Source organism: Mediannikoviicoccus vaginalis (assembly GCF_928097925.1).
Lineage (GTDB): Bacteria > Bacillota > Clostridia > Tissierellales > Peptoniphilaceae > Mediannikoviicoccus > Mediannikoviicoccus vaginalis.
This window is the reverse complement of sequence record NZ_CAKMRI010000001.1, coordinates 163,172-182,623: the sequence shown is the minus strand read 5'-3', so window position 1 is coordinate 182,623 and position 19,452 is coordinate 163,172. Positions and strand designations below refer to the sequence as shown.

At 34.1% G+C, this 19,452-nt stretch carries 18 protein-coding genes and 1 tRNA gene; 2 read left to right on the top strand and 17 right to left on the bottom strand.

Annotated features, from left to right (window positions below; genetic code table 11):
- Positions 1-41 precede the first annotated feature (41 nt).
- From clpX to L6651_RS00905, 5 genes are all read right to left on the bottom strand, one after another.
- Entirely contained in the window at positions 42-1,274 is a 1,233-nt protein-coding gene (gene clpX / locus L6651_RS00925) for an ATP-dependent Clp protease ATP-binding subunit ClpX (RefSeq protein ID WP_237036180.1), read from the bottom strand.
- Positions 1,275-1,283: 9 nt separating this feature from the next.
- Complete coding sequence (gene clpP / locus L6651_RS00920; RefSeq protein ID WP_237036179.1) at positions 1,284-1,868, bottom strand: ATP-dependent Clp endopeptidase proteolytic subunit ClpP; 585 nt, start codon at positions 1,866-1,868, stop codon at positions 1,284-1,286.
- Between the two features lie 18 nt (positions 1,869-1,886).
- Positions 1,887-3,185, bottom strand: a complete 1,299-nt coding sequence (gene tig, locus L6651_RS00915) for a trigger factor (RefSeq protein ID WP_237036178.1) — start codon at positions 3,183-3,185, stop codon at positions 1,887-1,889.
- A gap of 107 nt (positions 3,186-3,292) precedes the next feature.
- Positions 3,293-5,599 (bottom strand): cell wall-binding repeat-containing protein, encoded by a 2,307-nt coding sequence (locus L6651_RS00910; RefSeq protein WP_237036177.1) that lies wholly within the window; start codon positions 5,597-5,599, stop codon positions 3,293-3,295.
- A gap of 272 nt (positions 5,600-5,871) precedes the next feature.
- Positions 5,872-5,948 (bottom strand) — tRNA-Pro (locus L6651_RS00905).
- Between the two features lie 201 nt (positions 5,949-6,149).
- Here L6651_RS00905 and L6651_RS00900 point away from each other — a divergent pair.
- Together L6651_RS00900 and L6651_RS00895 are read left to right on the top strand one after the other, a co-directional pair.
- Positions 6,150-6,836 carry an aspartate/glutamate racemase family protein gene (locus L6651_RS00900; protein ID WP_237036176.1) on the top strand — a complete coding sequence of 229 codons (687 nt, stop codon included), beginning with the start codon at positions 6,150-6,152 and terminating at the stop codon, positions 6,834-6,836.
- Between the two features lie 9 nt (positions 6,837-6,845).
- Entirely contained in the window at positions 6,846-7,457 is a 612-nt protein-coding gene (locus L6651_RS00895; RefSeq protein ID WP_237036175.1) for a YczE/YyaS/YitT family protein, read from the top strand.
- Between the two features lie 44 nt (positions 7,458-7,501).
- On the opposite strand, the gene L6651_RS00890 is transcribed toward L6651_RS00895, so the two are convergent.
- The 12 genes from L6651_RS00890 to gcvPA form a co-directional block, all read right to left on the bottom strand.
- Positions 7,502-8,185: a 5'-methylthioadenosine/adenosylhomocysteine nucleosidase gene (locus tag L6651_RS00890; protein ID WP_237036174.1), complete on the bottom strand. Its 684-nt coding sequence runs from the start codon at positions 8,183-8,185 to the stop codon at positions 7,502-7,504.
- Positions 8,176-9,006, bottom strand: a complete 831-nt coding sequence (locus tag L6651_RS00885; protein WP_237036173.1) for a DegV family protein — start codon at positions 9,004-9,006, stop codon at positions 8,176-8,178. Before L6651_RS00885 ends, L6651_RS00890 begins: the two co-directional genes overlap by 10 nt.
- A gap of 8 nt (positions 9,007-9,014) precedes the next feature.
- The gene (gene glmM / locus L6651_RS00880; RefSeq protein ID WP_237036172.1) at positions 9,015-10,358 is read right to left on the bottom strand and encodes a phosphoglucosamine mutase; all 1,344 of its coding nucleotides are present in this window, start codon (positions 10,356-10,358) and stop codon (positions 9,015-9,017) included.
- Positions 10,359-10,368: 10 nt separating this feature from the next.
- Complete coding sequence (locus L6651_RS00875) at positions 10,369-11,592, bottom strand: CdaR family protein (RefSeq protein WP_237036171.1); 1,224 nt, start codon at positions 11,590-11,592, stop codon at positions 10,369-10,371.
- Entirely contained in the window at positions 11,579-12,400 is an 822-nt protein-coding gene (gene cdaA / locus L6651_RS00870) for a diadenylate cyclase CdaA (protein WP_237036170.1), read from the bottom strand. Before cdaA ends, L6651_RS00875 begins: the two co-directional genes overlap by 14 nt.
- 16 nt (positions 12,401-12,416) lie before the next feature.
- Positions 12,417-12,863: a GatB/YqeY domain-containing protein gene (locus tag L6651_RS00865; protein WP_237036169.1), complete on the bottom strand. Its 447-nt coding sequence runs from the start codon at positions 12,861-12,863 to the stop codon at positions 12,417-12,419.
- A 12-nt stretch (positions 12,864-12,875) separates the two neighbouring features.
- Positions 12,876-13,496 carry a phosphatase PAP2 family protein gene (locus L6651_RS00860; RefSeq protein WP_237036168.1) on the bottom strand — a complete coding sequence of 207 codons (621 nt, stop codon included), beginning with the start codon at positions 13,494-13,496 and terminating at the stop codon, positions 12,876-12,878.
- Entirely contained in the window at positions 13,493-14,086 is a 594-nt protein-coding gene (locus tag L6651_RS00855) for a phosphatase PAP2 family protein (protein ID WP_237036167.1), read from the bottom strand. The genes L6651_RS00860 and L6651_RS00855 overlap by 4 nt, the downstream gene beginning before the upstream one ends.
- A complete protein-coding gene (locus L6651_RS00850) occupies positions 14,086-15,108 on the bottom strand; it encodes a molybdopterin-binding protein (RefSeq protein ID WP_237036166.1) in 1,023 nt (340 codons plus the stop codon). The genes L6651_RS00855 and L6651_RS00850 overlap by 1 nt, the downstream gene beginning before the upstream one ends.
- A gap of 126 nt (positions 15,109-15,234) precedes the next feature.
- A complete protein-coding gene (gene lpdA / locus L6651_RS00845; protein WP_237036165.1) occupies positions 15,235-16,632 on the bottom strand; it encodes a dihydrolipoyl dehydrogenase in 1,398 nt (465 codons plus the stop codon).
- Positions 16,625-18,097 (bottom strand): aminomethyl-transferring glycine dehydrogenase subunit GcvPB, encoded by a 1,473-nt coding sequence (gene gcvPB / locus L6651_RS00840; protein ID WP_237036164.1) that lies wholly within the window; start codon positions 18,095-18,097, stop codon positions 16,625-16,627. The genes lpdA and gcvPB overlap by 8 nt, the downstream gene beginning before the upstream one ends.
- Positions 18,097-19,449, bottom strand: a complete 1,353-nt coding sequence (gene gcvPA, locus L6651_RS00835; protein ID WP_237036163.1) for an aminomethyl-transferring glycine dehydrogenase subunit GcvPA — start codon at positions 19,447-19,449, stop codon at positions 18,097-18,099. Before gcvPA ends, gcvPB begins: the two co-directional genes overlap by 1 nt.
- Positions 19,450-19,452: the final 3 nt, after the last annotated feature.

The window sequence follows — 19,452 nt, the reverse complement described above, 5'->3', positions numbered from 1 at the left end:
ATCTTACCTCTCATAAAAACAGGCTCACTAAAGTGAGCCTTTTATTCATTATATACTAAAGTTGGTTTTTCATCATCAACTACAGTTTTTTCTTCAATTATTACCTTTTTAATGTTTTTCATTGAAGGTATTTCAAACATCAAATCAAGTAATAGTTCTTCTATTATAGATCTCAGTCCCCTAGCTCCGGTTTTCCTGTCATAGGCTTTTTGAGCTATTGCCCTCAAACTTTCGTCTGTAAACTCTAGCTCAACTCCATCCATTTCAAATAACTTTTGATATTGCTTAACTATTGCATTCTTTGGTTCACATAGTATCTTAACCAGTGAATCCACGTCAAGTTCATCTAAAGTTACTATTAGAGGAATTCTACCTATAAGTTCGGGAATAAGACCATATTTTAGTAAATCTTCCTGTTTTACTTCCTTAAGAAGTTCATTTATCTTCTTGCCATGTCTTCCAAGGGTGTCGGCACCAAATCCAATGGACTTAGTTTCCTTTCTCTTTTCAACAATTTTTTCAACACCGTCAAATGCGCCACCAAAAATAAATAGGATATTTGAAGTATCCACTTCGATATATTCTTGGTTAGGGTGTTTTCTCCCACCTTGTGGTGGAACATTGGCAATTGTTCCTTCAATAATCTTTAGAAGAGCCTGTTGAACTCCCTCGCCACTAACATCTCTAGTGATTGAAGGGTTTGCAGATTTTTTTGAAATCTTGTCGATTTCATCCACATATATAATACCTCTTTCAGCTCTCTCAATATCGTAGTCCGCCGCTTGAACGAGTTTTAGTATTATATTTTCAACATCTTCCCCCACATAGCCAGCCTCTGTTAGTGAAGTTGCATCTGCTATGGCAAATGGCACTTCTAAAGTTTTGGCCAGTGTTTGAGCTAAGAGAGTCTTTCCTGAACCAGTAGGCCCAATTAATAATATGTTGGACTTTTGTAGTTCTACATCGGAGTCGTCTAAGTTACTGTTAAGCCTTTTATAGTGATTGTATACTGCAACTGCCAAGGCCCTCTTGCCCTGGTCCTGTTGTATAACATAGTCATCTAAAACGGACTTTATCTCAGCCGGCTTATAAAACTTACTCTCTTTTAACTCTTTTTTCTGTGCAGTTCTAAACTCTTCATCGATTATGTCATTACATAGTTTAATACATTCATCGCAGATGAAGACATTTGGTCCTGCAATTAATCTATTGACTTCATCGGAGGTTTTTCCACAGAAAGAGCAACTGATTCTATTTTCCTCTTTTTTTGTCATAGGACCCCCTTAATTTGACTTTTCTATTACCTTGTCAATTAATCCATATTCCATTGCTTCTTGTGCTTCTAAGAATTTATCTCTGTCGGTGTCTCTCTCAATAACTTCAAGAGGTTGTCCCGTTCTTTCAGATAAAATTTGATTTAATTTTTGTCTAATCTTTATAATCTTTTCAGCATGTATTCTAATGTCTTCCGCTTGTCCTTGGGCTCCTCCAAGAGGTTGGTGAATCATTATATCTGAGTTTGGAAGTGCAAATCTCTTTCCCTTTTCTCCTGCTGCAAGTAAAAAAGCTCCCATACTTGCGGCCATGCCAATGCAAATTGTGTTTACATCACATTTTACATATTGCATAGTGTCATATATTGCAAATCCAGCACTAACTGATCCTCCTGGTGAGTTTATATACATCTGAATGTCCTTGTTTGGATCTTCAGATTCCAAGAATAATAATTGGGCAACGATTAGGTCTGCCATTTGGTTGTTTATTTCACCACTTACAAAGATTATTCTATCCTTTAAAAGTCTGGAATAAATATCGTAAGATCTTTCTCCCCTATTAGTTTGTTCAACTACCATAGGTACTAAAGTCATAAAATACCTCCTAACTATTTAAGCTTCTTTATAATTTACCATCTCAACTAGTTTTTCTAAGGCTTTTCTTCTCTTTACTGAATCTGTTATAAAGTCTAAGTCTCCTGACTCTTTTAATGTGTCTTTAAATGAATCTACATCTTTTAATTCATATTGTTCTGCAAGTTCTGAAATTTCTTTGTCTATTTCTTCTTCTGTTGCATCAATATTTTCTTTTACTATAAATTCATCTAGAGCAAGTTCTCCCTTAAGCTTCTTTTCTGAAGCAGGTCTAAGCTCTTCTTTTGTCTTTTCTTCGTTAGAGTTTGCAATTGCAAAGTATTGGTCTAGTGTAATTCCCATACCTTGAACTCTGTAAAGGAAGTTTTGGTATTCTCTTTCTACTTCCATGTCTATCATAGACTCTGGAATGTCAACTGTCATAACGTCAATAAGAGCTTCTACAGCCTTGTTTTCCTTTTCAACGTCAGCTTGTTTCTTTAATTCTTCTTCAAGATCTATCTTAACATTGTTTTTGTATTCTTCTAATGTGTCAAATTCTGAAATGTCTTTAACAAATTCATCATCTAACTCAGGTAATTCTTTTTCTTGAATTGAGTTTAGTTTAACTTCAAATATAACATTCTTTCCTGCAAGGCTTTCTTCATGGTATTCTTCTGGAAATACTACATCAACATCAAACTCTTGGCCAATTTCTTTTCCAATTATTTGTTCTTCAAAGCCTGGAATGAATGCACCTGATCCTATAACTAGGTCGTAGCCTTCCGCGTCTCCACCTGGAAACTCTTCTCCGTCAAGCTTACCAACGAAGTCTATGTTTACAATGTCTCCGTCTTTAACAGCTCTGTCTTCAACAGAGATTATTCTTGAGTTTTGATCAAGTTCTCTATCTATTACTCTCTTAATATCTTCTTCTGAAACTTCATATTTGTTTACTTCTGCTTCAAGTTTTGAGTAGTCGCCAAGTTCAACTTCTGGTCTAACATCTACTTCAAATTTAAACTTAACAGGGCCACCATTTCCAATTTCATCCACATCTACATCTGGTTGTGCCACTGGATCAAGATCAAGTTCTTCTATAGCTTCTTCGTATGCATCTGGCAATAAAATATTTACTGCGTCTTCATAGAAGATTTCAACTCCATAGTTCATTTCGATAATTTTTCTTGGAACATGTCCCTTTCTAAAACCAGGAATTGAAAATCTGCTTTTATTTTTTAAATAGGCTTTTTGTATTGCTTCTTCTAGCTTTTCTCCTGGAAGTTCTACAGTAAAAACCGCTCTGTTTTTTTCTTTACTTACTAATACTGCGCTCATTATATTCCTCCATTATAATTAAAATATCAACATTGTTTTAGTATATCATATTTTCTTAAAATTTGCATAAAAAAGGCTACCTTAGGTAGCCCATTTCACTAATTATTTTAAATTAGACCGTAATATTTTGCAATGGTTCTTGCCATGTTTTTAGCAAGTTGGTCTGCCCTTGCTTCATATTTTAAAACATCACTTTCGTAGTCGTGGTAGCAATGTTCAATTAACATTCCTGCAGTTGCTTCATTTGCCCTTAGCACTCCATAATAATTTGAATTCGGATTTACTCCAGATGTGTTGCTTCCGTAATATCTATGTTTAACTCCCCTATTTGGAATATCTAGCGTTTGGGAAATAGTATTGGTTAGTGCAGCTGTAAGAGCAGGAGCTCTGTTGTTAACATCTTCATATATTTCCACACCACTTGTTTCGCCTTTAAATGCATTTGTGTGAAGTGATATAAATAGGTCGTATCCTCTAGCCATTCTTCCTCTTGCTTGAAGACTTGGATCTTTATAGATATTGTCCCTTGTAGTAGCTACTTCAATTCCATAGGCCCTTAGCTCTTTTGCTAGAAGAAGGGAATAGTTATAGTTTCCATCTCCTTCATTTTTCCATTTAGGTCCAACATAACCTCTGTTATGTTTTGATCCTGCGCCATGGCCCGGGTCTAATAAAATTCTTACCTTACCATTATTAGGCTTAGTAGGTTTAGGATTTGTTGCTACATTTTGTGTTTGAGAAATGTTGTGGATTTGATTTAAATACTTTACAACTTCTCCTCTAAATTTTTCAGAAAGCCAAGATGTTCCACCATATAGGTATACACTCTTTGCACCGGTACTCTTAATATAGTCCTTTATTCCTGAAGATAATGTATTGTTACTAACAAGTAAAATTGCTTGATTGTTTAATCCACTTACTGGTCCTGCAGTTAGACTGTCCACAAATTCTGCACCTGTAGCAAGTCCCACTGTGGAGCTATTATTAAAGTAAGTTTTTGCGATTGAAAGTGAAGTGTCGTATCTGGATCTTCCAGAAACTCTGCTTACTGCTTTGCCCATGGACTTAACTGAGTTTAAAACTCCATTACTTACAGTTGAATCTCCACCAACAATGATTACATTGGAGATGTTGCCATTTTTTATAAAGCTCTTTGCAACTCCTGAAATCGCATTTTTTCCTGTATATATTATTGGGTATCCATTTTTAGCAGCTAGTGCTGAAGCTGATAATGAGTCTGGTAGACTCTTTTCGCTGGATAGTATAACTGTGTTTGCAGATTTAAATTCCAATGCCTTGTTTGCAACTTTTACAGACATGTCTGCATCTGATGATCCATTTATAACTTCAACATTCTTTCCCATTGCCTTTAATGCGTTTATTACAGCTGAAGAAATTTTTGAACTTCCTCCAACGACTATAATATTACTTGCATTAAGTCTTTGTATTTCTGCCTTTATTGATGCATTTAATGCATTTCTTTCAGTTATTAATATTGGCGCTTTTAAATTTCCTGCAAGGCTTGAAGCTACTAATATGTCATTTGGTGCTTGTCCATTTGCAAGAACTACGTATTTTGAATTTGAAAACTGACTCTTTGATATTGCAACAGCTGTCTCATATCTACTTCTACCAGATAGTCTATCTGCTGTAACTGTTGCCGATAGAGAAGACTCTCCACTTAAAGCACTTACCGCTTCAATATTTTCTAAATCTTCTATGTTGCTGTAGTCAGATAGTAAGTTTATAGTAATGTCTTTTGTAAATGAACCTGATTGTACTTTTACATTGTATCTTCCTGCAGGTAAACTTGTATTTTCTGGAACAGTGATTGAGGAAGACATTCCGTTATTAAATACATTTATTGTTGTATTTGCCTGTCCTGAAAAACCTAATTGAACATCAGTATAATTTCCAGTGCTGTCGTATCCAATTAAGGTTGAAATTAAATCTTCTAACTTTTCACCAATTATTGAAGAATTATTTTCCAAAGTTTCTGTTGAAACATATCCACCGGAAAATCCTGTCATTTCATTTAAGTTTTCATAGATGTTAACAGAAAACTCTTCTGCGTCTATGTCGCTAGAAATATTTTCGTTCACAAGCTTCCATTGTCCAGCTGTATCGAAGTTAAGTTCTAGATAATAAAGACCTAAATCTTCATCGAAACTTGAATTAAATTCCCTAACGACACCGTCTTCGTTTTTAAAAGTTACCTTTGTATTTCCATTGATGCTTCCAAGTCTACTATCTTTAATATATAGAGGTATGTTTTTTACCCCTTCTATACTACTTATATTTACCGCTTCATTAGCTAGTGACTTCGAAACTAATGCATTACCAAAAAACAAAGTGGTAATCATCATTGTTAAAGCCATCAATAAAGAAACTTTTCTAACAATTTTTTTGCTCATTCTTTTCCTCTCTCCTTTTTTTCCTCCCAAATCTAATAAAATTATATCTTAAAGATGAAAACTATTCCAATTTATAGGCCCTTTTTGCCAATTTTTTTACTATTTTGTAACTTTTTTGTAACATTTAACCTTATGTTCGCTATGTTTTTATTTTATTTACTGTTTTAGTCCCATATATTTATACTTCATTTTTGTTTTCCCACAAATCTATTTAACACTTCATAATCCGTAAAAGGGTAATAAAAAAACGCCTGATAAATCAGACGTCTTTATGGTCGGGGTGAGAGGATTTGAACCCCCGGCCCCATGGTCCCAAACCACGTGCGCTACCGGACTGCGCTACACCCCGAAATGTCGTTTCTTTTTCAACGACTATTATAGTATAGCACCAATAAAATTATTTTGCAAGCTTTTTTTGAAATGTTTTTAAATTTTTTTAAAATATCTTAAAATGCAAGTAAAATTTTTTGGCACTGCTATTATTATACTACATTTTAAAAAATTGCCAAGCCCCTGAAGATTATATATAATAATCTTGTTAAGAAAGTTGGTGTTAAAAATAAAAAAATTAGGTATTATTGGTGGTATGGGTCCCCTTGCCACTGTTAGATTTTTTGAAAGAATAGTTAAAAATACTGATGCTCATAGAGATCAAGATCATATAGATATGGTAATTTTAAACCATGCTTCTCTTCCAGATAGAACTAAGGTAATTGAAGAAAAAAATTATGATATCTTTCTAGATGCAATAAAAAAAGATTTTGAAATAATGAATAAGCTTAAGGTGGATAATATTGCTATACCTTGCAACACTAGCCATTTTTTTATTGATGAATTTAAAAAAATGACTGATATAAATATTATTAATATGGTTGAAGAGACGGTGGCTTTTATTGCAAAGGAAACTAATTTTAATAAAATTGCAGTTCTTGGAACCTACGGCACTTTGAATTCAAAGGTGTATGAAAGATATATAAGTAAATATAAACTTGAATCCTATTTGCTATCTGACGGAGAAAAAGAACTTTCAATGCAAACTATTTATAGTGTTAAGGAAGATGGTTTAACTAGTTCCAAGAAGTTTGAAAAACTGATTAGGGATTTAAACGAAAAGGACATTATGCCCATACTTGCGTGCACAGAACTAAGTTGTTTAAAGTTTTCAGATTCAAGTCTTCATTATATAGATGCAATGGACGTTTTAACAAAAAAATGTATTGAGAAATCTATGGAATAAGAGGTTGTTATGAAAAATAAAAAAATTATTTATAATACTTTGTTTTCTATAGTTGGTGTTTTTATACTGAGCTTTGGAGTTGCTATTTTAAATATTGGAAATGTTGGCGTTGATCCATTTACCGCTTTTAATATCGGTGTTGGAGGCGCTTTTAAAATAACCCTTGGAAACTTTCAACTGCTTATGAATGCCATAATGCTTGTGATACTACTTTTGTTTGGAAGGAAGTTCCTCGGCCTTGGTACCGTTATTAGCATGGTGATGATTGGTTATAGCGTTGAGTTCTTTACTGGTTTACTAAGCGGCCTTACGGTGTACCAATCTAATTTGTTTTTTAAAGCCATTACTTTGATTTTAGGTTGTTCCATCTTTTCACTTGGAATAAGCGTTTATATCATTTCTGGACTGGGAGTTGCTCCCTATGATGGATTGACTTTATTTATCGAAGAAAAGACCGGTCTTAAGTATAGAGTACTCAGGGTGATTCAAGACACTACCTTTACCCTTGTGGCTTTTATTTTTAGAGGCCCTATTGGCGTAGGTACAATTATATCTGCATTCTTCACAGGCCCATTAATCGATTTTTGGTATAAGATTATTTTAAAATATAAAAAATTTTAAACCTCTAACCATTCTTCTTTTTAGAAGAATCATTAGAGGTTATTTTATATCTCTTCTATGAATTTTAATGTTAACTCTGCAGCTCTTTTTCCTGCAATGAATTCAAATTCATCATAATCCTCGTCTCCAGAGTTATCTGCCATATCGGAGATGGATCTAATTACTAAAAACTTTGTATCGTTTAAGTAGCAAACATGTGCAATGCTCGCTCCCTCCATCTCAACGCATAGGGCGTTAAAATTATTTTTTAACTCATTCTTTATATCATTATCTACTACAAACTTATCTCCAGTGATTATTAGGCCTTCGTAGTATGAGTTGTCTTTTAAAAGCCCTTCAAATTTCGAAAGTATCTCTTTATCAACCTTAAAGGAGCTTACAAATGGAGAATATTTTTTTAAAAGTCTTAGCTCATAATCATGGTAAGTTAGTTCATTTGCAACTACCATGTCAAGATGTTTAAGTCTACTATCTAAGGCTCCTGCAATTCCTGAATTAATCACAATGCCTGGATTATATTTATCTATTATCCCCTGGGTTAGCATTGCCGCGTTTACTTTTCCCACTCCACAGTCGGTAAAGTAAATATTCTTACCTTTGTAACTTCCTTCATATATTTTACGTTTACATATTTCTGAAGTACTTTTTATTTCAACTCTATCTAAAAAGAATTTTAATTCAGACTCCATTGCACAAATAATCCCAATATTTTTATTTTCTAAAAGCATACTATAACCCCACCTAGGTTTGCATACACCGAAGTTAAAAGACCTGTCTCTACAACATTTATGCTCTTATTTTTAAAATTGTGATCAATATGGCTTTTAATCTTTTTAGTAATGTCTAAAGCTTCGCAGTGAGATATGACAAAATTTCTCTCATCTAAATTAGTTTCTGAAGATATTGCACTATAAAGCTCCTTTAGTGCATTTAAATATCCCCTTGTCTTTGCATACACTTCTATTTCACCGTCAACTCCATGCATAACTGGTTTAAAAGATAAAAACTTAGCAAGTTTACCCTTTATTAAAGACATTCGTCCATTTTTAATTAAATTGTCAAAATTATCTAAGATAAAGTAAGTTTTCAAATTTGAAATAAACTTTTCTGTTTCTGAAACTATCTCTTCAAAAGACTTTTCTTCTTCAATAAGTTCTTGAATCTTTAGGGCAACAGCAGTTTCTCCTGATCCTGCGGACTTTGAGTCGAATACATGAATTTTTGCATCAGAACTATCTTCAAACATATTCTTTGCAAGAACTGCATTATTGTATGTTCCGCTTAGTTTTTTTGAAATAGTTATAATGAAAATCTCTTCATAGTCCTTAAACTTCTCCATGAATTGATTTGGTGATGGAGCAGCTGAACCGATTGGCTTAGATGTTTTTTCCATTTGCTTTAAAAAATCTTCCCTATTTACTTCAAGGTTATCTAAAATACTTTCTCCATCAATATCTATATGAAATGGAACAAGTTCAATATTAAGTCTCTTTTTTATTTTATCGTTAAGATCACATGCGGAATCCGCTAGTATCAATCTCTTTGTCATAAAACCTCCTAGAAGAATTTGGATTCTATTAATAAGGCAATCTTGTTTGCTTCTCTTTCTAAAATTTCCAAATCCTTTCCTTCTATCATAACTCTAACTAAAGGTTCTGTTCCTGACGGTCTAATAAGAACTCGTCCCTGTCCTTCAAAGATCGCCTCAACTCTTTTAATCTCTTCTTGTATTTCCTCGTCTGTTTCATAAGACTTTTTAAATTCATTTTCAACTTTTGCATTAACTAGTACTTGAGGATATGTGGTCATTAAATCATTTAGCTCAGAAACCTTTTTTGAAGATTCTACAACAACTTGCATCAACATAAGTGATGATAATATTCCATCGCCAGTGGTTGCATGTTCTTTAAAGATTATATGTCCCGATTGTTCTCCACCGATGCAGTAGCCCTCTTGTAACATTTTTTCTAATACATATCTATCTCCAACGGAAGCCTTTATTAAATTTATTTCCTGTGTATTACAGAACTCTCCAAGGCCAATATTGGTCATGACAGTTCCAACTACTCCATTATTTTCTAGCTTTCCTATCTCTTTAAGATGCATTGATAAAATTGCTAGGAAATGGTCTCCGTCTAAAAGATTTCCCTTTTCATCAACGGTTATTAATCTGTCTCCGTCGCCATCATACGCAAATCCAATGTTACAATTATTTTCTACAACTAACTTTTGCAAGTCTTCAGGATGTGTAGAGCCGCATTTGTCATTGATGTTTACTCCATTTGGCTCTGTATTTATGGAAATTACTTCTGCACCAAGTTCTTTAAATATTTCAGGTGCTATCTTATATGTGGCACCATTTCCACAGTCAAGGGCAACTTTGTATCCATCAAGCTTTATTGAGGCACATTTTTCTAAATATTCCTTATATTTGCTTGCTGCCTCATGGTCATATATTACCCTACCTAAATCTTTTGCCACTGGTCTTTCTTCAATTGATTTGTAATTATCTATTAAATCTTCAATGTCCGCTTCAACTTCGTCAGGTAACTTATATCCATCGCTACCAAAGTATTTAATTCCATTAAATTCAAAGGAGTTATGTGATGCAGAAATTACAATACCCGCTTCTGCGTTATACTCTAAAACTAGATGGGCAACAGCCGGTGTAGGTATTACTCCCAATAGTTTTACATCAAATCCCATGGAAGTGTAACCTGCTACTAGTGCAGCTTCAAGCATGTCGCCTGAAATTCTAGTGTCCTTTCCAATTATTATCAACTTGTTATTGTCTTCTTCCAATCTATACGCGGAAGCTCTAGCAAGCTTATACGCAAGTTCTGGAGTAAGTTCACTATTTGCAACTCCCCTTATTCCATCTGTTCCAAAATATCTACCCATATTTCCTCCACTATTCGTTAACTATTTTAATTTTTATCGTTGATGGATATACCAATGTATTGTCAATTCCCTCTTTATCTAACACAATAATTATAGGAACATCATGTTCTCCATCGGTTAAATCTTTTAAATCTATCTGTAGTTTAAAATCTTTAAGCCTTATGTTTTCAACAACTTTTTCATCACCAAATACCCTAACGGATACTTCTGATAAGTCAGAAGGAAGAATCAGCGCTTTTCCACTAGCTTTGTTTAAAACTTCAATATTTTCAGTGCTTACATTAAATAATTTACTAGGCTTTCCCTCTCCTACATTTGAAGAATAGGTTACGTCTATAAATTTATCTTCAGCTGAAAGTGGCGCTATTCCTTCTGGAAATTCCATCTTTATATTTTTAGTTGTATTATTTATAAAGTCTGAAAGGTCCACAGTTTCTGTACTAATCTCTTTTATCTTATCTAGTTTTTCCTTTTGTCCAATTATTGTCATCTTTGTTTTGCTAGCCTTCAAATCCTCCGACTTAAAGTCAAAGGGTTGATTTTTGTAACTTAATTTAATTGGAACCTGTTTTGTAGATGAAACAAAAACATTTACAGTTACATCTGTGTTCTCTGCATCTAATTCTTTAATCTCCGTATCATTGGAGTCTAGAATTTGAATCTTTTTAGAAATAGAAGTATCTTTTGTGATGACCGACAAATCAACTGGTACAATTACTTTAGCAATCTTGTCTATAAGTTCCTTTTGATCCGTTATCTTAACCTCTCCTGGCACCACTTCAATATCTGTAACAGTGGTGTTGTCCGATGGCAATTCTCCAATTCGCTTCACTTCTACTTTTTTTACAAGAGTCATTATTTCATCTAGTTTTAAAGTCAGTTTATAGTCTGATTTTTCTATAATAGAAGTGCCTTGTGGTACTGAAAAGTTCAAACTAACTTCTCCATTTTCGTTTAATTCGTTCATATCAGCATAAACTAGAATGTCATTTCTACTCACTCTTGAAATAACATTTCTCTTACCCTCTAATGTAACATTAACCACAGGGTCTATAGGATCTATAATCGCCATATTCTTTCTCTTTAAAACACTTTCGTTTTTGTAAGATACAGGAATTGCCTTGTATTCTTTCTTTATATTTGGATTGGTTTCTGAAACAACATAGTACCAAAGTGCTATGGCGAAAATCAAAGAGATTAATTTGAATGGCCAATTTTCTTTAATCTTCTCCATCTAAAACCCCTTTCTTTTCATCCTCATAATTGTAGAACTTCAATAAAATTTCTTTTAAAGTATCTTCATCCACATATCTTTTTAGTTCGCCCTTTTCTGCAACGGAAATACTTCCTGTCTCTTCCGATACTATTACAGATAGGGAGTCTGATCTTTCTGACATTCCTAGGGCAGCCCTATGTCTTGTTCCAAGCTCCTTTGAAATTGCTTGGCTGTCAGACATTGGTAAAAAGCATGACGCCGCAATAATTTTATCTTTTCTTATGATTACCGCTCCATCATGTAATGGCGTGTTTGGAATAAAAATATTTATCAATAACTCACTGGATATATCTGAATTTAACTTTGTTCCAGTTTCAATAACCTCATTTAATCCCGTTTTGTTTTCAAACACAAGAAGTGCTCCTATCTTCTGTCTTGATAGGGAGCTCATTGCAGAAACAACTTCTGAAGTCACTTCGTTAATAGTTTCATATTGCAAGTCTATAAACGACTTTCTAAAGATATTGCTGGTTCCAATATACTCAAGCATCCTTCTAAGTTCAGGTTGAAATACAACAATAAAGAGTATTAGACCTGCAGTCATGGCTCTACCAAGTATCCATGTTACAGTGTAGAGATTAAGAAGCTTGCTTATAATTGCAAATGTGAAAATAGCTAGAACACCTTTCATTAGCTGCTCTGCTCTAGTCTGTTTTATAAGAACGAATATCTTATAAATTGCTAAAGCTACAATTATAATGTCAATAACATCTCGTATTCTTATATATGATATGGCTTCTAATAATCTACTTGCCTCTTGCCCCATAATACACCTTTACTTTCTAACCTTTTAAAACTTTATCTACGACGCCATTTACAGTCTTTCCATCGGTTTGTGAACCATATTTTCCTAGAACATGTTTAATTATTAATCCCTTGCTCTTAGGTGAAATCTCTAAACCCTCTTGCTCAATAAAATTCCTAACTTCCTTTTCTATTTCTTCGTCTGAAACTTGTTCTGGCAAGTAAGACTCAACAATTTCAATTCTTGCATTTGTTTCATCAATAATATCTTTTCTATCTTCTGGAGTTTGTGCCAAAGTATCCTTAAGTTGTTTAAGTTCCCTTTGAACGAATTTAATAGCCTCATCGTCGGTTAAAACTTTTTTAGATTCTTTTTCCTCCAATGATATTGATGACATAAGTAATGTTATAACATTAACCTTTAATTTATCTTTATCCTTTAACGCTTGCATTTTATCTTTTCTTAAATTTTCTAAAAAACTCATAATGTCCCCCTTTTAAAATAATAATTTAATATAATAGCCTGTACTGAAAAGAAATATTACCCAATAACAACAAAAGGCTCCAAGTAACAGTCCTATAACCACATCGGTAAACCAATGTACTCCCAGTACAAGTCTTGAAAGTCCTATCATAACTCCCAAAATCCCCATTCCTATTACGATGATGGGGCTTCCTCCCGTCATGTCAGAAAGTACAAATCCCAAAGTGAGATAGTAGCTCATCCCAACTGTGGAGTGACCACTTGGGAATGAGTAACCAAGGTCATAAAACTCCTTCGCAGTTTCCGGTCTATGGACTCTAAATAATATCTTAAGACCTTGACTTGCTATAACCGCAGTGATTATTGAAAGAATTATAGCTGATGCTGCTTCATATTTATTTTCAGAAACTAAGTAAAACACAATCGGTAGCGTCATAATCCAAATTGAGTCAACATTTGCCAAGTTGGTTACCGTCTCCATTACCTCTCGCGTGTTTTTTGTAGTCTTAGCCACTAAAAAATCTCTTACCTTTACATCAAATTTAAAACCATTTGATCTTCTTCCAATTATACCAACTGTAAGTACCGTTAAAATAAGTAGCACTGTTATTGTTGTAGGTAAATTTTTAATCATATTAAGTCCTTCTTATATTTATATTTTACAACTGAAGAAACGGAATAGCCAAGTAATAATCCAGTTACAACATCAGTAGGCCAATGTACCCCCAGTGCAAGCCTGCTAAATCCTATTAATAGTGGAAAAATAATTAAAAACACTTTGTAGAAAGTATTCTTTAAGTCATTTATTCTATAAATAGTCCAATAGGTTGCAGCAGAAACTATGGAGTGCCCACTTGGAAAGCTATAACCTCCTTGATTAATAACAAAGAAATCTATGGGCCTAATCCTTCTTACAGTATTTTTTATTGTCACCATAATCAAAGTTGCAATTAGAATTGCAGCTAAAATATATAGAAACTTCTTACCTTTCTTTCTATAAATCATCCATATTCCTACGGGAATAAAGATGTAGAAGTAGGTAGTGGTGTTTCCAAAAAATGTTATAAATTTATAAAGACTTGTGAGATGAGTGTTGTTTCTAATAAAACTTAGTATATGATAGTCGTAATTTTCAAAAAAATTCGTATTCAACTTAAAAGAAACAATTAAAATTATTAGCCATGCAAAGGCAAAAAACATAACAGTTTTGTCTCGCTTTTTCATTAAATCCCCTTACCATATTGACAATTAGGATAGTGACAGTTGTCACATCCTAAACAAAATCCACCATAACCAAGTTCTGCAATAATTTTTTTAGTAACTTCTGTGTCTGACATTATAAATGGCAATATGACATCAAAAACCGTCGTCTTCATAAACATTACACAACCCGGTAGTCCTAAAACAGGAATATCTTTTAAATAGGATACTAAAAACATTGACCCAGGTAGCATTGGACTGCCATAGGAAATTATGTTTGCTCCCGTTTCTTTAATGGCTCCAGGAGTTAAGTCGTCTGGATCCACAGACATTCCCCCAGTACATAAAACAAAATCACATCCGGACTCAACAGCCTCAAGTATGGCGTCCTTTATCTGGTTTAAATCATCATCACATGTTTTATGGAATTTCACTTCTGACCCAAAAGCTTCAACCTTTTCTTTTATTACAGGCGTAAACTGATCTTTGATTCTTCCATGATAAACTTCAGATCCTGTTGTAATAATCCCAATATTCTTTTTTATGAATGGTTTTAAGCTTAAAATTGGTTCTTTATTCCAAATTGCCTCAGCTTCATCTAAGACATTTTTTTCAACAAGCAGCGGAATTACTCTTGCTCCTGCCAAACTGTCTCCTTTTTTTACTGGTAGGTTTCCATGTCTTGTAGCAATAGCCACATCATCTATCATATTAAGTTTTAAAAGTCTATCTCTATCAACTTGAAAGAATCCGTCAATATCTGCCTTTAATCCAATCTTTCCCTCTGAAACACCTGTAAGGCTCATGTTTTCTCCCTTACAAATACTTCCAAGAACTTCAGCAGCTTCAACTTCATGTACCATATTTTCATCTATTTCAAGTACATAGATGTGCTCCTTGCCCATTTTTAAAAGTACAGGTATATCTGATTCTTCAATTATATGTCCTTTTTTAAATGCAGGTCCTTTGAATTCCCCTTTAATAATTCTAGTTAAGTCATGTGGAATTACATGTCCTATCGCATCTTCAACTCTAATTTTTTTCATATTATCACCTATACTATTATTTTATCACAAACTCTCTTAATAAACAGAGTTTATTACTTTATCCATTCTATGTAAGTTTTTTAAATATAAAAAGGAAGCCTATTTCTAGACTTCCCTAATCACTGTTTATTTGTTTATGTTTGCAGTGTGAATTGAAGCACCTAACATTGCATGAGAAGCTTCCATGAAAGTTTCTGATAATGTTGGGTGAGCAAAAATAGTCTTATTTAAATCTGCTACTGATAAATCATTTGCCATTGCTATTGCACCATAGTGAACTAAGTCGTTGGCATGTGGTCCAAATACATGAACTCCAAGAATTTTCTTGTGATCCTTTGTAGCAAGAATCTTAACGAATCCATCAGTTTCTCCCATTGAAACAGCTTTACCATTCCCTGAGAATAAGAATTTAGACTTATCGTATTCAATTCCTTCTTCTTTTAATTGCTCTTCAGTTTTACCAACTTGAGCTATTTCAGGTAATGTAAATGTAGCTGCTGGAACAACTTCTTCGTTAATATGTGGCTTGTTGCCCATTATTGTTTCAACAAGGTTTAGACCTTGATTTGAAGCTACGTGAGCTAATTGGTTATTGCCAGCTACACAGTCACCGATTGCGTAGATGTTAGGAACTGATGTCTTACAACCTTCAGTTGTAACTATTCCACCTCTGTCGGTTTCAACTCCTATGCTTTCAAGGTTTAGACCTTCAGTATAAGGAATTCTTCCTATAGCCATAAGAACAAGTTCTCCTTCAACTTCAAGCTCTTTGCCTTTTTTATTTTTAGCAAAAACTTTTAGACCATTTTCAGTCTTTTCAATTTTTTCTGCTCTATATCCTTTATTTATCTTCATTCCCTTTTGTTTGAATAAAGATTGAATTCTCTTAGTTATTTCTCCATCACTTGCAGCAAGTACGTCAGAACCTAGTACTGTAACTTCAGTACCAAATGAATTATAGATTGAAGCGAATTCCATACCTATAACTCCAGTTCCAATTACTACAAGGCTCTTTGGTAAGTAATCTAAATCAAGTAATTCAGTTGAAGTTAAAACTCCATCTAGAGTAGCTCCTTCAAATCCTGGAACTAATGCAATAGAACCAGAAGCTATTATAAAGCTATCTCCTGTTACTTCAACTTCACCATCTTCTTTTTTAACTACAACTGTCTTTTCGTCTTTGAAAGAAGCTGTTCCTTGAATGTATTCAAGGTTTGGATATGAGTCTACTAAGAAATTAACACCTTGGTTCATTCTGTCTGCAACATAATCTTTTCTTTCTCTTACAGCTTTCATGTCTATGCTTGGGTTTTCCAAGTTAATTCCGAAAGTTGAAGCTTCTTTTACTTGATCATATAGTTCTGCAATTTTCCAAAGTGTTTTTGTTGGTATACATCCAATATTTAAGCAAGTTCCCCCTGCTCTTCCTTTTTCTATTAAAACAACGTCAGCACCTAGCTGAGCAGCCCTAATGGCTGCTTCATATCCGCCAGGTCCTGCGCCTATAACTACTATTTTAGGCATTCAAATCCCCTTCATATTTTAAGATTAAGTCTTTTGCTGCTTTTGTTTCATCCGGTCTTCTCACAGGTGTATCGTGAGGTGCTTCTTTAAGGATTTCAACATCTTCTTTTAACTCTTCTGCTATTTCTAATAACGCATCTGTAAATGAATCAAGTGTTTGTTTAGATTCACTTTCAGTTGGTTCAATCATCATTGCTTCTGGAACAATTAATGGGAAGTAAACTGTAGGTGCGTGGAATCCTTTATCAAGAATTCTCTTAGCAACGTCTAATGTTGTAACAGTATGAGTATCATCCTTAATACCAGCTAAAACAAATTCGTGTTTGTAAATTCTATCGATTGGTAAGTTGTAAGCGCCTTTTAGTCTTTGTGCTAAATAGTTAGCATTTAGAACTGCCATTGCACTTGCATACTTAAGTCCATCAGAACCTAAAGTAAGAATATAAGTGTATGCTCTTACTAAAATTCCAAAGTGTCCGTAGAATCCTTTCATTTGGCCATATGATTTATCTAAGTCATAGTTTAGATAGTATTCGCCATTTTCCTTCTTAGATACAATTGGAGTAGGTAAGAATTCTCTTAAGAAGCTCTTAACTCCAACTGGTCCGCCACCTGGACCTCCACCACCGTGAGGTGTTGAGAAAGTCTTGTGAACATTGTAGTGTAAAATGTCAAAGCCCATCTTTCCTGGTTGACTATATCCCATGATAGCATTCATGTTAGCTCCGTCGTAGTAAACTAATCCGCCAGCTTCGTGAACTATATCAGTGATATTCTTAATGTTTTCATCGTAAATACCAAGTGTGTTAGGGTTTGTAATCATAAGACCTGCAGTGTCATCGCCAACTACTGATTTTAATAAATCTAAGTCAACCATTCCGTTTGGTTTAGATTTAATTTCAATAGTTTGGTATCCAGCCATTGCTGCAGTAGCAGGGTTAGTACCATGTGCTGAATCAGGGATGATTATCTTATTTCTTTGATTATCTCCTCTTGATTCATGATATGCCTTCATAAGCATAACACCAGTGATTTCACCATGAGCTCCTGCCGCTGGTTGTAGAGTCATACAGTCCATTCCTGCAATTTCTGTAAGAGAAGTTGCAACGTTGTACATAAGCTCTAAAGCACCTTGTACAGTGTGTTCTGGTTGGTATGGATGGATGTTTGAGAATCCGTCCATAGCGATAACGTCTTCATTTATCTTAGGATTGTACTTCATTGTACATGATCCTAGTGGATAGAATCCTGTATCAATACCATAATTCTTTGTTGATAGTGCAGTGTAATGTCTTATAACATCTACTTCACTAACTTCAGGAAAGTCTAATTCTTTTTCTGCAAGATATTCTTCAGGAATATATGAAGATAAGTCTTTAGTATCGAATTCAGATTCTGGAAGCATATATCCAGTTTTTCCTTCTGAAGATAGGTCAAATATTAATTTATCATAATCTATTAACATTATAGTACCTCCTTCATAACTTCAACGAACTTATCCATTTCTTCCTTAGTTCTCTTTTCAGTAACAGCAATAATTAAACCGTTTCCTAAGTCTTTGTTTATCTTAGAAAGTCTGATTCCACCTAGTATTCCATTTTCTTCTAATTTGTCTAATACTTCCTTATCACAAGCATCAAAACCAATTGTGAATTCTTGGAAGAAAGGTTTGTCAGTTAATACTTTTACCTTGTCTAATTTCTTAAGTTCATCAAATAGATAGTGAGACTTAGCAATACATTGAGCAGAAACTTCCTTCATGCCCTTCTTTCCTAAGATTGTCATATAAACTGTTGCTGCAAGAACGTTAAGTCCTTGGTTAGAACAGATATTTGAAGTAGCTCTTTCTCTCTTGATGTGTTGCTCTCTTGCTGAAAGTGTCAATACATAGGATCTCTTTCCGTCAAGGTCTGTAGTTTCTCCAACTATTCTTCCTGGAATCTTTCTAAGGAAATCCTTCTTGAAAGCTAATAATCCTAAATATGGTCCACCAAAGCTTAGAGGAATACCTAATCCTTGTCCTTCACCAACTACAACATCTACGTCCATTTCTCCTGGCTTTTTCATGTTTGTAAGTGCGTGAGCAGATGTGGATTGAACGATATATCTCTTTTTCTTTTCATGAGCAAGTTCAACAAATGAAGGCATGTCTTCAAAGTAACCATAGAAGTTTGGACTTTGAATTATAACAGTACCTACTGTATCATCAACTATCTCTTTTGCTTTGTCTAAGTCAGTTACCATATCTTTGCTAGGGATAATAACAACTTCATATCCTCTTGCATGTGCATATGTCTTAAGAACTCTAATAGCTTGTGGGTCTACTGTTTCAGATACAGCTATCTTGTTCTTCTTAGACATTGATACCGTCATTATTGCAGCTTCTGCAACTGCTGTTTGTGAGTCATATAGTGATGCATTAGAGTATTCCATACCTGTAAGTCTTGTCATTAATGTTTGGAACTCAAATATATATTGAAGAGTACCTTGACTGATTTCTGGTTGGTATGGTGTATAAGCTGTATAGAACTCAGATCTTCCTGTAATGTGATGCACAACAGTAGGAATATAGTGATCGTAAGCTCCTCCTCCAAGGAAGCATGTTAAGTCGTTGATTGTTTTGTTCTTCTTTGCTAAACGACCTAAATATGAAAGTACTTCCCCTTCAGATTTAGCCTTAGGCAAGTCTAATTCGCCCTTTACTCTTAATTCACTTGGAATATCTGAGAAAAGATCTTCCAGTGAATCAACACCTATGACATCCAACATTTCCCTAACATCGTTGTCGGTGTTAGGGATGTATGGATATTTGGACATATA